The sequence below is a fragment of the Aggregicoccus sp. 17bor-14 genome (assembly GCF_009659535.1).
In the GTDB taxonomy this organism is placed as follows: Bacteria; Myxococcota; Myxococcia; order Myxococcales; family Myxococcaceae; genus Aggregicoccus.
This window is the reverse complement of the sequence record NZ_VJZZ01000024.1, coordinates 16,892-33,312: the sequence shown is the minus strand read 5'-3', so window position 1 is coordinate 33,312 and position 16,421 is coordinate 16,892. Positions and strand designations below refer to the sequence as shown.

The 16,421-nt window shown below is 75.9% G+C and carries 11 protein-coding genes; 6 read left to right on the top strand and 5 right to left on the bottom strand.

The features are described 5' to 3' along the window. Positions 1-31: 31 nt before the first annotated feature. The 4 genes from FGE12_RS29040 (at position 32) to FGE12_RS29025 (ending at position 3,856) form a co-directional block, all read left to right on the top strand. Positions 32-316 carry a hypothetical protein gene (locus FGE12_RS29040; RefSeq protein ID WP_153869909.1) on the top strand — a complete coding sequence of 95 codons (285 nt, stop codon included), beginning with the start codon at positions 32-34 and terminating at the stop codon, positions 314-316. 47 nt (positions 317-363) lie between these two features. After that, on the top strand, positions 364-1,548 hold the full coding sequence (locus tag FGE12_RS29035; RefSeq protein WP_153869908.1) for an AI-2E family transporter: 1,185 nt from the start codon (positions 364-366) through the stop codon (positions 1,546-1,548). A gap of 198 nt (positions 1,549-1,746) precedes the next feature. After that, positions 1,747-3,186 (top strand): sensor histidine kinase KdpD, encoded by a 1,440-nt coding sequence (locus FGE12_RS29030; protein ID WP_228531204.1) that lies wholly within the window; start codon positions 1,747-1,749, stop codon positions 3,184-3,186. Positions 3,187-3,352: 166 nt separating this feature from the next. Continuing rightward, positions 3,353-3,856, top strand: a complete 504-nt coding sequence (locus FGE12_RS29025) for a GAF domain-containing protein (RefSeq protein ID WP_194798386.1) — start codon at positions 3,353-3,355, stop codon at positions 3,854-3,856. On the opposite strand, the gene FGE12_RS29020 is transcribed toward FGE12_RS29025, so the two are convergent. The 4 genes from FGE12_RS29020 to nhaR form a co-directional block, all read right to left on the bottom strand. Further along, a complete protein-coding gene (locus FGE12_RS29020) occupies positions 3,813-6,863 on the bottom strand; it encodes a PAS domain S-box protein (protein ID WP_153869906.1) in 3,051 nt (1,016 codons plus the stop codon). The genes FGE12_RS29025 and FGE12_RS29020 overlap by 44 nt on opposite strands. Next, complete coding sequence (locus FGE12_RS29015; RefSeq protein ID WP_194798385.1) at positions 6,860-8,914, bottom strand: ATP-binding protein; 2,055 nt, start codon at positions 8,912-8,914, stop codon at positions 6,860-6,862. The genes FGE12_RS29020 and FGE12_RS29015 overlap by 4 nt, the downstream gene beginning before the upstream one ends. A 264-nt stretch (positions 8,915-9,178) precedes the next feature. Next, on the bottom strand, positions 9,179-11,650 hold the full coding sequence (locus FGE12_RS29010) for an ABC transporter permease (protein ID WP_153869904.1): 2,472 nt from the start codon (positions 11,648-11,650) through the stop codon (positions 9,179-9,181). A 142-nt stretch (positions 11,651-11,792) separates the two neighbouring features. After that, entirely contained in the window at positions 11,793-12,701 is a 909-nt protein-coding gene (gene nhaR / locus FGE12_RS29005; protein ID WP_153869903.1) for a transcriptional activator NhaR, read from the bottom strand. An 83-nt stretch (positions 12,702-12,784) separates the two neighbouring features. On the opposite strand from nhaR, the gene FGE12_RS29000 reads away from it, so the two are divergent. Then, complete coding sequence (locus tag FGE12_RS29000; RefSeq protein ID WP_153869902.1) at positions 12,785-13,651, top strand: M48 family metalloprotease; 867 nt, start codon at positions 12,785-12,787, stop codon at positions 13,649-13,651. A 632-nt stretch (positions 13,652-14,283) separates the two neighbouring features. Here FGE12_RS29000 and FGE12_RS28995 read toward each other — a convergent pair. Beyond that, complete coding sequence (locus FGE12_RS28995) at positions 14,284-14,709, bottom strand: hypothetical protein (RefSeq protein ID WP_153869901.1); 426 nt, start codon at positions 14,707-14,709, stop codon at positions 14,284-14,286. Positions 14,710-14,851: 142 nt separating this feature from the next. On the opposite strand from FGE12_RS28995, the gene FGE12_RS28990 reads away from it, so the two are divergent. After that, positions 14,852-16,267: an MEDS domain-containing protein gene (locus FGE12_RS28990; RefSeq protein WP_153869900.1), complete on the top strand. Its 1,416-nt coding sequence runs from the start codon at positions 14,852-14,854 to the stop codon at positions 16,265-16,267. Positions 16,268-16,421 lie beyond the last annotated feature (154 nt).

Here is a 16,421-nt window from a genome sequence, read left to right as displayed (position 1 = left end):
CCCCCAACGACAGGAACGGCGAGGAGCGGCGATGCGGCGAAGGCGAGCACAGGACCCGGTGATGCAGCGGCGCTGGGGCGTGGGGCTGGTCTCCGCCTTCGCGCTGGGGCTCGGGGTGGCCGTGCTCTCGCCCGCGCAGGCCGGGGCCCATGCGAGGCCCGCGCCCGCGAGGGTCGCGCCGAAGCCCGCTCCGGCTCCTGCACCGACGCCGCCCGCCTCGCAGCAGGAGCAGGCCGCGCGCGCCCAGGCCGCCTTCTGGGTGTGGCCGGTGATGGGGGCGCACCTCGAGCAGAACGAGCTGATGCTCGAGGAGTAGCGGGCGCCGTGCCTTGCGGCGCGCGCGGCGGGTGCCCAGCGTAGGGCATGGCTCCTGCCCCGCCCCGCTCCCAGGTGACGCCGCGCACGGTGTGGACGGTGGGGCTGAACCTGCTCGCGCTCGCGGCGCTGGTGCTCACGCTGCACGCGGCGCGCACGGTGCTCGGGTGGGCGCTCGTCGCGCTCTTCCTCGCGCTCGCGGCGCACCCGGCGGTGGCGTGGCTCGAGCGGCACCGAGTGCCGCGCGGGCTCGCGGTGGCGCTCGTGCTGCTCGCGGCGCTGGGGCTGGTGGCCGCCACGCTCTTCACCCTGGTGCCGATGCTGGTGGACCAGGGGCAGCAGCTGGTCGCGGCGGGGCCCGAGCTGCTCGAGCGCCTGCGGCACACGCGCGCGGTGCAGTGGGGCGAGGAGCACTTCCACCTGCTGGAGCGGGCGCAGGCGGAGCTGCGCAGCCGGGCGCCGCGGGCGGCGGGGCGCGCGGTGGGGCTCGCCACCGGCGCGCTCGAGGGGCTCGCGGCGCTGGTGAGCGTGGTCGTGCTCACGCTCTTCATGCTGCTCTTCGGCCCGGCGCTCTACGGGCGCGCGCTCGCGTGGGTGCCCCCGCAGCGGCGCGCGCACACCCGCGCGCTGCTCGGGCGCATGCGCCACGCGGTGGGCGGCTACGTGGCGGGCACCTGCGTGGTGGCGATGGTGGCGGGCGCGGTGACCACCGTGGCGCTGCTGCTGCTGGGCGTGCCCTACTACCTGCCGCTGGGCCTCTCCATGGTGCTGCTGAGCATCGTGCCCTTCGTGGGCAGCCTGCTGGGCGGCATCCTCGTGGTGGGCACCACCTTCGCCACCGCCGGCACGCACGCGGGCCTCATCAGCGCAGGGGTCTTCCTGGGCTACCAGCAGGTGGAGAACCACCTGCTGCAGCCGCTGGTGCAGCGCCACACGCTGCACATGAACCCGCTCGTCACGGCGCTGGTGATGCTGGTGGGCACGGCGCTCGCGGGCGTGCTGGGCACGCTGCTCGCCCTGCCGGTGGCGGGCGCGGTGCAGGTGCTCCTGCAGGACGCGCTCGCCCGGCGCGAGGCGCGCTGGCGCCAGGCGGGCGTGCAGGGGCGGCTGGAGGCGGCGGCGCGCGAGCGCGAGGCGACCGGGCCGCCGGAGGTGGCCGGCGTGCGCGACGCCGGCGCCCGCCCGCCCGGCGCGGCATTGCCGGCCGCGGGCGCGGAGCACGGGCCCCACTGAGGCGCCGCCCTCCCCCGGGCGGCGGGCGTTGCACACCGGACGCCGGCGGCGCCGCGGCCGGGCGCCCGGGGCGCGGGGGCGTCGCTTCGCGACCCCGCGCCGCGCCGCGCGGGCGTAGGCTGCCGCGCGATGCGGGGCAGGGACGGAGCACGCAGGGCGAGGAGGCCTTTGGTGGCGGGTGGAGCAGAGGGCGGAGCGTTGAGCCTGCGCAGGCTGATGGTGCTGGCCACGGTGGGCCTGCTCGCGCTCGCGCTGGCCGTGTCCGTGGCCCCCCTGCTCATCACCCGCCAGCTCAGCCGCACGAGCGACGAGCTCACGCGCACGCTGCAGGAGCTGGGCGCCGCCGAGGAGGTGGAGGTGGCGCTGCTGCTGCACGACCGCGAGCGCGAGCTGCTGGAGGCCACCGCCGCGCCCGAGCGCGTGGCGGCCGTGCAGCGCGCGGCGGACGGCCTGCACGGCTGGCTCGACCGGCTCCCGCGCGAGCGCACCCCGCCCCAGAAGGCGGCGGCGGTGGAGGCGCTGCGCAGCAGCGTGCAGGAGTACCTGGCGCGCGCCTCCGGGCCCGCCTCGGCGGCGGACGCGCAGGCAGCCCTCAGCCGGGCGGTGGCGGCGGCCGAGGCGCTGAGCGAGCAGAACTTCCGCGATGCCCAGCGCGCCATCGCCGAGGCCCAGCGCTGGCGCTCGGTGGCCAACGCGGCGGGCGTGGGCAGCGGCCTGCTGCTGCTGGGCGGGCTCGCCACGCTGCTGTGGGCCGCGCGCCGCCAGCTGCTGCGGCCGCTGGAGGACTTCCGCCACGCGCTGCACGGCTTCAGCCCCACCGGCCCGGTGCGCAGCGTGCCCGAGGCGGGCCCGGCCGAGCTGCGGGAGATCTCCAGCGCCTTCAACGTGCTCGCGGCGCGGCTCGCCCGCGAGCGCGAGGCGCAGCTGAGCTTCCTCGCCGGCGTGGCGCACGACCTGCGCAACCCCTTGAGCGCGCTCAAGGCCACCGCCCACCTGATGAGCCCGCAGCGCGCGCTGCCGCCGGAGGACAAGGTGCGCGAGAAGTTCGCGCTCGTCGGAAGGCAGGCGGACCGCCTCGCCCGCATGGTGGAGGACCTGCTGGACACCACGCGGGTGGAGGCGGGGCAGCTCGCGCTGCAGGTGCGCGAGCACGACCTGGCGGAGCTGGTGCAGGAGGCGGTGGAGCTGCACCGCGACGTCTCGGAGCGCCACGCGCTGCTGCTCGTGCTGCCCGAGGGGCCCCTGCGCGTGCGCTGCGACGCGACGCGCGTCTCGCAGGTGCTCAACAACCTGCTCTCCAACGCCATCAAGTACAGCCCCGGGGGCGGCAGCGTGCAGGTGCGGCTGTCGATGGAGCCCCAGGGCGAGCCGGGCGCCGGCGCCGCGCAGTGGGCGCGCGTGGACGTGCAGGACGCGGGCGTGGGCATCCCCGAGGCGGAGCACGAGAGCATCTTCGAGCCCTTCCGCCGCGCGCGCGCGAGCCGCGAGAGCATCCCGGGCGTGGGGCTGGGCCTCTCCGTCGCGCGGCGCATCGCGCTCGCGCACGGCGGCAGCATCTCGCTGCGCAGCGCGCCCGGCGAGGGGTCCACCTTCACCCTGCGCCTGCCGCTGGGTCCCGCCGCACCCGCCGCGTCCTGACGCACCTGCCCTGCGGGACAACGCGCGCGGGCGCGGCGTCCGCGAGGCGACACGGGGACTGCGCCCGGGTGCGGGCATGTGGCCCTTTGCCCTCTCGTCCCGCGGTGCACCCCCGCATCCCGCGCGCCGCGGAGCGCGTATAGAAAAAGGGACAGGGAACTCCGCCATGCCTCCTCCTCCTGCCATCGCCCGCCTGCTGCCCCTTCCTCCCCACGTCCCGCTGGGACGGGGACCGGGAGCCGCCGCGCTCGAGCCGCTGCTCGAGTCGCTGCTGGAGCAGGCGCTGCAGCAGACGGGCTTTCCCGTGGCCACGCTCAACCTCGTGCTCGAGGGGGCCCAGGCCTCGGTGGCGCGCGGCGTGCTGCCGGACGACGCCACGGGCGAGCGCACGGCGCGCGCCCATGCCTTCTGCCGCTGCGTGGGCGTGAGCGGCGCGCCGCTGCACGTCCGCGACGCGCGCGAGGACGCCGGGCTGCCCACCGCGCTCGCGGAGCGCCACGGGGTGCGCGCCTACGCGGGCGTCCCGGTGCGCCTGCACGACGGCCCCACCGGCACGCTCGCGGTGGTGGACTCCCTGCCGCGGCAGCTGGGCGCGGCGGAGCGGCGCGCGCTCGAGGCGCTCGCGCTCACGGCGGCGCGGCGGCTGGAGCTGTTCGCGGCGCGGCGGTAGGCGGCTCGCGCGGCAGGCGCACGGTGAAGGTGGTGCCTGCCCCGGCGCGCGAGTCCACCTCGATGCGCCCGCCGTGCGCGCGCACGATGTGCTCCACGATATAGAGCCCCAGCCCGATGCTGCGGCGCGCGCCGCCCGAGGCCCGCCCCGCGCCCGGCCCGCGCTCGAGCGGCTGGAAGAGCCGCGGCAGCAACGAGGGGTCGATGGGCTCGCCCGCGTTGTGCACCGTGAGGGTGAGCTCGCCGGGGCCGCCCTCGCCGCCGGCGCTGCCGCGCGTGCGCACCTGCACGGGCGCATCCGCCGGGCTGTACTGCAGGGCGTTGGTCACCAGGTTGGTGAGCACCTGCGCGAGCCGGTCCGCGTCCCCCACGCCGTGGCCCTCGCCCTCCTGTGCGAGCTGCAGCACGCGCTCCGGGTGGGCGAGCCGCACCTCGTCCACCACCTGCTGCGCGAGCGCGTGCAGGTCCAGCGGCCCGCGGCGCAGCGGCAGCCCGCCGCCGAGCCGCGCCTGGGTGAAGTCCAGCAGGTCGCGGATGAGGCGCACCATGCGCTCCGCGGAGCCGAGCGTGCGCAGCAGCCCCTCGCGCGCCTGCGCGTCCAGGTCCGCGCGGCGCAGCAGCGCGCCGGTGGACAGGAGGATGGCGTTGAGGGGGTTGCGCAGGTCGTGGCTCACGATGCCGATGAGCTGCTCCTCGAACTGCAGGCGGCGCGCGGCCTCCTCGTCCCACCGCTTGTGCTCGGTCACGTCCCGCACGGTGCCGAGGAAGCGGCGCGGGCGGCCCTCGGCGTCGAAGAAGGCGCGGCCGTGCGCGGACACCCAGCGCTCGCGCCCCTCCGGCGGCTCGGCGACGCGGTACTCCGCGTCGTAGAGGCCGCCCCCCTCGCCCGCGAGCGCGCGGCGCACCTGCTCCCGCGTGCGCTCGCGGTCCTCCGGGTGCACCACCGAGAAGAAGGTGTCGCGGGTGACGGTCGCGTCGGGCGGGAGGCCGAAGAGGGCGCGGGTGCGCTCGTCCCAGCTCAGCGCACCGCCCAGCGGGTCGTAGTCCCAGGTGCCCAGCTCCGCGGCGGCGAGGCTCAGGCGCAGCCGGTCCTCGCTCTCGCGCAGCCGCCGCAGCAGCTGCGCGTTCTCCACTGCCACGCTGGCGAGCTGCGCGAGCTGCACGAGCATCGCCTCGTCGTCCGGCGTGAAGTCGCCCTCCTCGCGGTCGGAGAGCTGGATGAGGCCGAAGGGCTGCCCCGCGTGGTCCAGCAGCGGCACCGCGAGCCAGCCGCGCAGCGGCGGGTGCGCTTCCTCCCGGCCTCCGAAGTGGCGAAAGCGCGGGTGGGCCTCGAGCTCGGCCTGGGTGAGGCGCAGGGGGCGGCCCTGCTCGAGCACCAGCGCGTAGATGCCGCTGCCGTCCGGCGGCTCGCTGTAGTCCTTCCAGGCCCGGTACTGCTCGGAGAGCGAGATGGCGCGGATCTCGTGGCCGGTGCGCGCGCTGAGCGAGGTCACGCTCTGGTGGGCGCCGATCACGCTGCGCGCGCGGTCGGTGATGAGCTGCAGCACGGCGGGCACGCCCTCGGCGGCGTGCAGCGCCACCGCCACCTCCGCCAGCTCGCGCAGCTGCGCGCCGCGGCGCCGCTCGCGCTCGAGCAGGCGCGCGCGCTCGGCCTCGGCGCTCTGGCGCTCGGTGAGGTCGCGGGTGATCTTGGTGAAGCCCAGCAGCGCGCCGCCCGCGTCGCGCCGCGCGAGCAGCGTCATCTCCGCCCAGAAGGGGCTGGGCTCCTTCGCGCGCACCCGCCAGCCCTCGCCGCTGAAGCGCCCGCTGCGGGCGGCCTCGCGCAGGTGCGCGTCCGCGTCGTGGCGCGCGCCCTCCGGGTAGAAGAGGCGCAGGTGCTGGCCGAGCACCTGGTCCGCGCCGTAGCCCGTGAGGCGCTCGGCGCCCGCGTCCCAGGTGGCCACGCGGCCCTCCGGGTCCAGCAGGCACAGCGTGGCGTAGCTCTGCATGCTCTCCACCAGCTGGCGCCAGTGCGTCTCGCCCTGGGCGTGCAGGCGCGTGGCCTCGTGCAGCTTCTGGAAGAGCAGCGCGCGGTCGAGGATGCCGGAGAGGTACTCCACCAGCGTCTCCAGGTAGCGGCGCGCCTGCGGCTCGTAGGGGCGCAGGTGCCGGCTGCCCACGTACACCACGCCCAGCAGCCTGCCGTGCGGCCACAGGCGCAGGCCCAGCAGCGAGCGCAGCCCCGAGCACTGCTGCCCGGCCGTCTCCTCCGGCGGCGCGAGCGCCGCGTCCGCGAGCGCGACCGGGTCCTCGGAGCCGGCCACCCGCGCGAGGAAGCGCCCCATCGGCAGGGGCTGCCGGGCCGGAGGCGGCGCGGCGCCGCGGCACAGCCCCACCCCCACCGAGGCGATGAGCTGCGCGCCCGCCTCGTCCGCGAGGAAGAGCTCGGCGCCGTCCTGGGCGAGCGCGTCGCACACCACCTGCAGCAGCGGCGCGATGCGCGAGACGAGCTGCGCGGGGCTGTCCGTGCGCGCGAGCAGCTCGGGGGCGAGCGCGTCCAGCTGGCGCAGGGCGCGCTTCTCGCGCTGCCGGTCCGCGACGCTGTAGCCGGTGAACAGCCCCACCGCGGCGTCCATCGCCTCCTGCAGCGCCTCGAAGAAGCGCGCGGTGTCCTCGGTGGGGGGCTGCTGCGCGGGCGGCAGGCCCTCCCACAGCCCCGCCACCAGCCGCCCCAGCGTCACGTACTCACCCGTAACCTCCTCCTGCCGGAAGCCCTGGCGCAGCCGCAGCGCGAGGTGCGTCTCCTGCAGCCGGCGCCGCTCCTCGGCCAGCTCCGGCGTGTTCCCCTCGCGCGAGCGGCGCGCGAGCACCCGCAGGAACTCGGGCAGCGAGTCCAGCAGCTCCGCGGGGCGCAGGCCGCGCGCGCTCTCCGCCTGCCCCACCTGCTCCCGGTAGCGCTCGCACAGCGCGTCCAGGTGGCGCTCGAGGAAGTCGGCCACCGGGGGCCGCGCGCTCGGCTCGCCGCTCACGGGGTCCCACCTGCGGCGAGGGGCAGCAGCACCTCGAAGAGGGCGCCCTCGTGGGGCCGGCTCTGCACGCTCACGCTGCCGCCGTGCGCCTCCACGATCTGCCGGGTGATGAAGAGCCCGAGCCCGAGGCCCCCGTAGTGCCGCTCGCTCACGGCGCGCACGAACTTGCCGAAGAGCCGCGGCAGCGCCTCCTCCTCGATGCCGATGCCGTGGTCGCGCACGCTCAGCAGCGCGCGCCCCTCTCGCCGCCCCACGCGCACCTGCACCGGCCGGCCCGCCCCGTACTTGAGCGCGTTGGTGAGCAGGTTGCTCGCCACCTGCTCCAGGCGCACCGGGTCCCACGCGCCCTCCACCGGCTCCTCCACCTCCAGCGCCACGCTGCAGCCGCTCCACGCGGCCTCCGCCTCGAGGCCTCCCACCACGTCGCGCACCAGCGCGCCCAGCTCCACCGGCTCCGGGCTGAGGGTGAGCCGGCCCTGGGTGAGGCGGCTCACGTCCAGCAGGTCGTCCACGAGGCTCGCGAGCCGGCGCACCTGGCGCTGCGCCACGGCGAGGTCCGCCTGCACGCGCCCGGCCTCGAGCAGCCCGCCCGCCTGCGCCTGGCGCTGCAGCCCCGCGAGCTTGAGGTGCAGCGGGGTGAGGGGCGTCTTCAGCTCGTGGCTCGCCACGCTGAGGAACTCGTCGCGCAGGCGCACCGCCGCCTGCGCCTCGCGCAGCAGCTGCGCGCGCTCCTCCGCGAGCGCGCGCGTCTCGGTGACGTCCACGAAGGAGGAGACCACCCCCGTGGGGGTGCGCCCGTCCTCGGCGAAGAGGGGCTGGGCGTTGACCGAGAGCCACACGGTGCGGCCCTCCGCGCCCCGCACGCCCATCACCCGCCCCAGCACCGGCTGCCCCGTGCGCAGCGCCACCATGGGCGGGTGCAGCGCGCCGGGCAGCGGGCGGCCCTCCTCGTCCACCGCGCCCCACTCCGCGTCGTAGGAGGTGCGCCCGGCGAGCCTCGCCGCGGGCTCGCCGAAGAGGCGCTGGGCGCTCGCGTTGGCCATGCGCAGCACGCCCGCGGCGTCCTGCACCACCACGCCCTCGGTGAGCGCGGCGAGCACCACGCGCAGCCGCTCCTCGCTCGCGCGCTGGGCCTCCTCGGCCTCCTTCAGCGCCGTCACGTCCATGGCCACCACGCCCACCGCCACGGCCGCGCCCGGCGCGCGCGTCGCGTCCGGCAAGGTCAGGGGGTAGTAGCTCGCGAGCAGGTGGCGGCGCTCGCCGGGCACGCGCTCGCGCACGAAGGGCAGCCCCAGCGCGGGCTGCCCGGTGCGCAGCACCTCGCGCACGCGCTCGGCCACCCGCTCCGCCACGTCCGGGGCCACCTCCTGCACCGTGTGGCCGGGCAGCGCCTGCATGGGCACGCCGTGGAGGCGCGCGAGCGCCTCGTTCGCGCGCAGGTAGCGCAGCGCGGGGTCTATCACCGCGAGCCCCACGGGCGCCGCGGCCACCATCGCGTCCACCAGGGTGAGCGGCGCGAGGTCGCGGCGCAGGCCGTCCAGCGCCGAGTCCAGCGCCGGGGCGAAGCGCGCCTCGCGCTCGCGCTCCATCACCTCGCGCTCGAGGTCCGCGCGCACCCGCGCCTCCTCGCGCAGCGCGCGCTGCTGCTGGAAGAGGTCCACGAACACCGCCACCTTCGTGCGCAGGATGTCCGGGTTGAAGGGCTTGAGGATGTAGTCCACCGCCCCGTGCGCGTAGCCGCGCAGCACCGCCGCCTCCTCGCGGTGCACGCCGGTGAGGAAGAGCAGCGGCAGGCTGCGCGTGCGCGGGCGCTCGCGGATGAGGCGCGCCGTCTCGAAGCCGTCCAGCTCCGGCATCTGCACGTCCAGCAGCACGCAGGCGAAGTCCTCGTGCAAGAGCGCCGCGAGCGCCTCGCGGCCGCTCTGCGCGCGCACCAGGCGCTGGCCCAGCGGCTCGAGCACCGCCTCGAGCGCGAGGAGGCTCGCGGGGTGGTCGTCCACCAGGAGGATGCTCGCGGGCGGCGCCGCGCGGTGGGAGGGCGGGAGGTGCACGCAGAGAAGCTCATACCCCCCGGCCCGGCTGCGGGAAGCCCCGGCGTGGCGCGAGGTTGCACGCCCGGACACTGGGCGGCCCGCGTGCGGCGGGCATGCGGCAAAAGAGAAGGGGCCGCTTCCCGGAGGAAGACAGCCCCTGTGCCTCTGGCCTGAGCCCTCTGAGGGGCCCGTGTGTGTCGCCTCTCGGCGACACCCCAACGGTGGGCGCGCCCCCCGCCGGAGGCCACCTGCCCTGCGGGGTAAGACGCAGGGCGCCACGTCCTACTCCGCGCGCAGCGCCTCTTGCGGGTCCACGCGCATCGCGCGGCGCGCGGGGAGCCAGGTGGCGGCGAGCGCCACGGCGCACACCGCGAGCGCGAGCGCGGCGAGGGTGAGCGGGTCCGCGGCGCGCACCCCCGGCAGCTGGCTCGCGAGCAGCCTCCCCGCGCCCCACGCGCCCACCAGCCCCAGCGCCACGCCCCCGAGCGCGAGGCGCAGCCCCGAGCCCAGCACGAGCCGCAGCACGTCCGCGGGGCGCGCGCCCAGGGCCATGCGCACGCCGATCTCCTGCGTGCGCCCGCGCGCCGCGTAGCTGATGACGCCGTAGAGCCCCACCGCCGCGAGCAGCAGGGCGACCGCGGCGAACACCCCCACCAGCAGGGAGAGGAAGCGCTCGCGCGCGATGGAGGCGTCCACCAGCGCGCGCACCGGCTGCACGCGGGCGATCGCCAGCTGCCCGTCCACCGCGCGCACCGCGTCGCGCGCCGCCTGGGCGAGCGCCGTCGGCTCGCCGCGCGTGCGCAGCACGAAGGTGAGGAAGGCCCAGCCGTCCTGCTCGAACGGGCGGTAGACCTCGGCGCGCGGCGGCTCGCCGAGCCCGCCGTGGCGCACGTCCCCCACCACGCCCACCACGGTGAGCCAGCGGTTGCCCTCGCCGCCCATGCGGATGCGCCGGCCCACCGGGTCCTCGCCGGGGAAGTTCGCCTTCGCCGCGGCCTCGCTCAGCAGCACCACGGGCAGCGAGCCGTCCACGTCCGTGGGCAGGAAGCCGCGCCCGCGCAGCAGCGGGATGCCGAGCGTGGCGAAGTAGTCCTGCGAGGCGACCTGGTAGCCGGCCGTGGGCTGCTCCCGCCCCGGCGGAGGCGGCGGGCGGCCCTCCACGTTGAGGGTGAGCCCGATGTTGTCGCGCCCGAAGGGCAGCGTGAGCACCGCGCCCGCGCGCTCCACGCCGGGCAGCGCCGAGAGCCGCTCGAGCACCTGGCGGTAGAAGGCCGTCTGGCGCGCCTCGTCCGAGTAGGGCTGCTTCGGCAGGTTGACGGCGAAGCTGAGGAGGCGGTCGGGCTCGAAGCCCGGGTCCACGTGCTGCAGGCGCCAGAAGCCCTGCAAGAGCAGCCCCGCGCTCACCAGCAGCACCAGGGCGAGCGCCGTCTCGGCCACCACCAGCGCCGCGCGCGAGCGCTTCCCGCGCCCGCCGCCCTTCACCCCCGCGCCCTGCTTCAGCGTGGCGTGCAGGTCCAGGTCCGAGGCGTGCAGCGCGGGCAGCAGGCCGAAGAGCAGCCCCGTGCCCAGCGACACGCCCAGCGTGAAGAGCAGCACCGCGCCGTCCAGCCCCACGTCGGTGAGGCGCGGCACGTCCGCCGGCTCCAGCGCGAGCAGCGCGTCCACGCCCCACGCCGCGAGCAAGAGCCCGAGCGCGCCGGCCGCGAGCGCCACCAGCAGGCTCTCGGTGAGCAGCTGGCGCACGAGCCGCCCGCGCCGCGCCCCCAGCGCCGTGCGCACCGCGAGCTCGCGCCCCCGTCCGGCCGCGCGCGCGAGGAAGAGGTTGGCCACGTTGGCGCAGGCGATGGCCAGGACCAGCCCCACCGCCGCGAGCAGCACCAGCAGCATGGGGCGCGTGCTGCCGTAGAGCTGCTCGCGCAGCGGCAGCACCCGGATGCTCGAGCCCGCGTTGTCCTCGGGGAAATCGCGCGCGAGCTGCGCGCCCAGCGCCTGCATGCGGCTGCCTGCCTGCGCCAGGCTCACCCCCGGCGCGAGCCGCCCCACCACCCGCAGGTAGCCGGTGCCGCGCGAGCTGGAGAGCTCCACGCCGGTGTCCACCCCCAGCTGGGGCACGTCGTGGTGGGGCGCGGGCGTCCACAGCTCGGCGGCGTCGCGCGCGCTCGCGCCCTTCGGGGCGATCTGCGCCCACTCGAAGCCCGCGGGCATCACGCCGAGCACGGTGTAGGGCGCATCGTCCAGGCGCACGGTGCGCCCCACGATGCCCGGGTCCCCGCCGAAGCGCCGCTGCCACAGCCGGTGGCTGAGCACCACGGTGCGCGCGTCCGCCACGCCGTCCGGCGCGGGCTCGAAGGTGGCGCCCAGCATCGGGCGCACGCCGAGCACCTCGAAGAAGTTGCTCGAGACGCTGCTCGCCTGCACGCGCTCGGGGGGCGCCTCGCCGCTGCCGGCGAGGTTGAAGGCGAGGTTGGAGAAGGCCGCGAGCCCGCTGAAGGCGTCCGCCTTGCGCCAGTCGCGGAAGTTCATCGGGCTGGTGGTGCCCGCCTTGCCCTCGCGGTTCGTCTCCCACACCATCACCAGCGCCTCTTCGCCGGCGTAGGGCAGCGGCTTGAGCAGCAGCGCGTCCACCACGCTGAAGATGGCGGTGTTCGCCCCGATGCCCAGCGCGAGCGTGAGCACCGCCACCAGGGCGAAGCCCGGCTGGCGGCGCAGCATGCGCAGGGCGTAGCGCAGGTCCTGTCCGAGTTCGTCGATCACGCGCGCACTCCTCCGTGGCCCCACCCTCTCGCAAGCGCCGTGCCCGGGGCCCAAGTGCGCGGGATGACTCGGCCGGGTGGGACCGGGTCCCGCGGGGGTGACCGGCGCTGGGAAGGGCGCGTCCCAGGGGCGGACGCGGGCCTCAGGGCCGGGGGAAGAGGCTGTTGCGCGCGGCCTCGGACACGGCGACGACCGCGGGGTGGCGCAGCTTTCGCTCCACGGTGATGGCGTAGAAGCGCTCGCGCACGCTCTCCAGGCGCCCCACCACCGCCACGCCGTACTGGGCGCAGATCTGCTCCTCGAGCACCGCGGTGCCCGGGAACACGCCCATCCCCAGCTGCCCGAAGGTCTTGAGCAGGGCGGCGTCCTGGAACTCGCCCACGATGCGCGGGCGCACCCGCTCGCCCTCCATCCATGCGGCGAGCTGGCGGCGCAGGCTGGTGCCCTCGGTGGGCAGCAGCATGGGCACGCCCTCGAGCGACCTGGGGAAGTGGCGGCGCAGGCGCTCGGCGCGCGTCTTCTGCGCGAAGAGCGTGACGGCGCTCTCGCCCAGCAGGTGGCTGTAGGCGCGCACGGCGCTGCCCGCGGGCACCGCCGCGTCCGTGATGACCACGTCCAGCGCGTGCACCGCGAGCTCGGCGAGCAGCCGGTCCTGGCGGTCCTCGCGGCAGACGAGGTGCACCTCCGGCTGCAGCTGCAGCGCAGGCTCCAGCAGCCGGCTCGCCACCAGCTTGGGCACCACGTCCGCGATGCCCACCACCAGCCGCTCTCCGCGGCGCGTGGGCAGCCCCTGCAGCGAGTCCTGCAGCTCCCGCCCCAGGGTGAAGATCTCGTCCGCGTAGCGGTAGGCGTGGCGCCCCAGCTCGGTGAGCACCAGCTTGCCGCCCACGCGGCTGAACAGCTCCACCCCGAGGCTCTCCTCCAGGCTCTTGAGCTGCTCGCTCACCGTGGGCTGCGCGAGCCGCAGCTTGCGGCTCGCCGCAGAGACGCTGCCCTCGCGCACCGTGGTCCAGAAGTAGAAGAGGTGGTGGTAGTTGAGCCAGGCGGACATGCGGCTCCTATAGGCGCTCCCGATGGGCTTCGCCCGATTTATCTCCTGGCCGATGGGCCGGGTGGGCCGCAAATAGAAGGTCCATGAACCAGCTGAAGACGGTCCTGTTGCTCGGCCTGCTGTCGGGGGCCTTCATCGCCGCCGGGAGCCTGCTCGGCCCCGGCTACGCGGGCTTCGCCGCGGTGCTGGCGGTGGCGCTCAACGTGGGCGCCTACTTCTTCTCGGACAAGCTCGTGCTGCGCATGCACGGCGCGCGCGAGCTCTCTCCCGGCGAGGCCCCGGGGCTGCGCCGGCTCGTGGAGGAGCTGAGCGCGCGCGCGGGCCTGCCGATGCCGCGCCTCTTCGTCATGCAGGACCCGCAGCCCAACGCGTTTGCCACGGGGCGCGACCCCGCGCACGGCGTGGTGGCGGTGACCACCGGCCTGCTGGGGCTGCTCGACGAGCGCGAGCTGCGCGGGGTGATTGCCCACGAGCTCGCGCACATCAAGAACCGCGACATCCTGCTTTCCTCTATCGCGGCCACCGTGGCCGCGGCCGTGACCTACCTCGCGCACGCGGCCGGCTTCGCAGGCCACCTCTTCACCGGCCGCGGCAGTGACGAGGAGGGCCCCGGCCCCCTGCAGCTGCTCTTGCTCGCGCTGGTGGCGCCGCTCGCCGCGACGCTCATCCAGCTGGGCATCTCGCGCTCGCGCGAGTACGAGGCGGACCGCACCGGCGCGCGCATCGCGGGGGACAGCGAGGGGCTCGCCCGCGCGCTGCTCAAGCTGCAGCACGGGGCGCAGGTGTTCGCGCAGCCGGGCGCCGCCCAGCCCGCCACCGCGAGCCTCTTCATCGTCAACCCGCTCACCGGCGCGCAGGGGCTGATGGCGCTGTTCAGCACCCACCCGCAGACGGAGGAGCGCGTGCGCCGCCTGCGCGCGCTCGGAGGCCAGGTCCATGCCCTGTCCTGAGCCGCGCAGGCCTGGAGGCGTGCGCCGGCCGCGTCCCTGCCCCCGCGTCGCGTCGCTGCGTCACCACCTGTAGAAGCACTGCACGGACACGCGAGAGTGGCGCGGGGCGCACGGCCTCGAGCAGGAGAGGCCGGGAGGGGACGGGGCTTCTCAAAGAGGGTGAAACCGTCCACGACGCGTGGACTGCTGTCTCGAAAGGGGACGCCCCTCCCGGGCGCGGACCGGCGCGCGATGCAAAAAGGTAAAATCCTATTTTACGTTTTTGCGCGACGCGGGCCGCCGCTCCCGAGGGGGGACACACTCAGAGTGAAGCGGAGCTCGGGGGCCAGAGACCTCCCACGTGGAATGGACGTTTCGCTCCACGCGAGGGCCCTCGGCAGGCAGCGCGGACGGTGCGCAGAAGGAAGCTTCATTCCAGGCGACGGCCGCGAGGAAGACGCGAGGACTGCCAGCGTGTCACCCCTGAGCGCTGCGGAGCCGGCGACGCCCCACCGCGAGCGGCCGCAGCGCACCGCCACCCTTCCGGTCCTGACGCCCCTCGAGGCTGCTGCGGCGCAGGAGCGATGCCCCATGCGAGAGTTCTCAGCGCTCCCCGCGGCTGCAGCCCAGGTGATCCCGAGCAGCGCACAGTCTCAGGGCGAGCCGGCGTGCAGGTCCTCGCCTGCCGGCACGCGCGCGGCCGCGGCCACGCGGGTAACGAGCTGGGCGAGGTCCTCGGGAGCGAGCAGCAGCTCGAGCACCGGCTCGCGCGGATCCAGTCCGGCGAGCCGTGCGGCGGCGCGCGCGTTGGCCGAGACGAGCACCACGCCGCGCCCGTGGGCCTCGGGCCGCGCGCGCAGCTCGCGCAGGAAGGCGCCGCTGCGCGCGTAGGGCAGCGCGAGCTCCAGCACCACCACCTGCGGGTCGAAGCCGTGCAGCAGGGTGCCCAGGTCCACCTCGTCGCGCTCGAGCTCCGCCACGCGCGCGCACCCGGTCTCGAAGCCGACGCGGTCCAGGACCTTCGTCAGCTCCGGCAGGAGTTCCTCACTGTCGCTCAGCACCAGCACCCGGGGTCGCATGGCCGTGAAGGTAAGTGCCGCGCCGGGGACTTTCCGCTCCGTACGCCGGTACGATCCCCGGACGCAGCGGCCCTCCGCCTGCTCGCCCACCTGGCCTCGGGCATCCCGAAATCTTCCAGCGGGGCTCCCCGTTCGGCCCCACATGCTCCAGAGCCAGCCCCCCTCCCTCGCGAAGCCCGCGCCCCTCGACTCGCAGGTGGAGGCGATGAAGCACGGCGAGCACTACTGCCTCGTGTACGAGACGCCCGAGGAGCAGTGGGCGGCGGTGGTGCCCTTCCTCACGGCGGGGCTCGCGCGCAACGAGGCCTGCGCGTACATCACGGACGAGCACAGCATCGACGAGGTGCGCCACGCGCTGCAGGCGCACGGCGTGGAGGTGGAGCGGCACGTGGCGCGCGGCGCGCTCGTGTTCCTCTCGAAGCGCGAGGCCTACCTGCGCGAGGGCAGCTTCAACCCGCCGGGGATGATCTCCTTCCTCGGGGACACGGTGCGCGAGGCGGCCGAGCGCGGCTTCTCGGGCTTCCGCGTCACCGGCGAGATGACCTGGGCGCTGGGGCGCGAGTGCGGGTGCGAGGACCTGGTGGAGTACGAGGCGCTGCTCAACGACTTCTTCCCGGGCCAGCCCGCGCTCGCCATCTGCCAGTACAACCGGCGCCGCTTCGGCGCGGACCTGATCCGCGACGTGCTGCGCACCCACCCCATCGCCATCCTCGGGGACCAGGTGTGCGCGAACCTCTTCTACGAGACGCCGGCGATGGTGCTGGGGCGCGAGAGCGCCGAGCGGCGGGTGGACTGGATGGTGCACCAGCTGAAGCACTTCCGCGCCTCCGAGGAGCGGCTCGAGCGCGCGGTGCAGGCGCGCGACGAGTTCCTCGGCGTGGCGAGCCACGAGCTGAACACGCCGCTCACCAGCCTCAAGCTCCAGGTGCAGGGGCTGCAGCGGCTGCTCGCGCAGCGCATGGACCAGGCGCGCAGCCCCGAGGAGGAGAAGCTCGCGCGCACGCTGGGGCGCACGGACCGCCAGGTGCGCCGGCTCTCGCAGCTGGTGAGCGACCTGCTGGACGTCTCGCGCATCAACGCACACCAGCTCGCGCTGCGGCGCGCGCCGGTGGACCTGGGCGAGCTGCTCGAGGAGACGGTGGACCACGCCTCCGACGAGCCCTCGCTCGACGCGGGCCGCATCCAGCTGCAGCGGGGGCGCGGCGCGCCGATTATCGGGGTGTGGGACCGCAGCCGGCTCGAGCAGGCGGTGACCAACCTCTTGAGCAACGCGCTCAAGTACGGGCGGGGCCGGCCGGTGCAGGTGCGCGCGCGCGTGCACGCAGGCCACGCGCTGCTCGAGGTACAGGACCACGGCCTGGGCGTGCGCGCCGAGGACCTCACGCGCATCTTCGAGCGCTTCGAGCGCGCCATCAGCCCCAGCGAGGTGAGCGGCCTGGGGCTGGGGCTCTACATCACCCGTGAGATTGCCCGCGCCCACGGCGGCAGCGTGGAGGTGCAGAGCCGCCCCGGCGAGGGCTCCACCTTCACCCTGCGCCTGCCGCTCGCCTGCGCCTAGTGCGCGCCCGCGCGGGCCTGCTCCACTGCAGGGCAGCCAGGCAGGAGGCACCCGGGGAGCCCCCGTGCGGCGCCGTCCACCGACACTTGGGGGCACGCGGAGCGAGCGGGGCCCGCGCCGGAGGCTTACCCTGGGTGTGTGGCAGGGACTCAGG

Excerpts from the sequence above, each read along its gene's own strand:
- FGE12_RS29040 (WP_153869909.1), top strand. The coding sequence starts at position 32 with ATGCGGCGAAGGCGAGCACAGGACCCGGTGATGCAGCGGCGCTGGGGC.
- FGE12_RS29035 (WP_153869908.1), top strand. The coding sequence starts at position 364 with ATGGCTCCTGCCCCGCCCCGCTCCCAGGTGACGCCGCGCACGGTGTGG.
- FGE12_RS29025 (WP_194798386.1), top strand. The coding sequence starts at position 3,353 with ATGCCTCCTCCTCCTGCCATCGCCCGCCTGCTGCCCCTTCCTCCCCAC.
- nhaR (WP_153869903.1), bottom strand. The coding sequence starts at position 12,701 with ATGTCCGCCTGGCTCAACTACCACCACCTCTTCTACTTCTGGACCACG.
- FGE12_RS29000 (WP_153869902.1), top strand. The coding sequence starts at position 12,785 with ATGAACCAGCTGAAGACGGTCCTGTTGCTCGGCCTGCTGTCGGGGGCC.
- FGE12_RS28995 (WP_153869901.1), bottom strand. The coding sequence starts at position 14,709 with ATGCGACCCCGGGTGCTGGTGCTGAGCGACAGTGAGGAACTCCTGCCG.
- FGE12_RS28990 (WP_153869900.1), top strand. The coding sequence starts at position 14,852 with ATGCTCCAGAGCCAGCCCCCCTCCCTCGCGAAGCCCGCGCCCCTCGAC.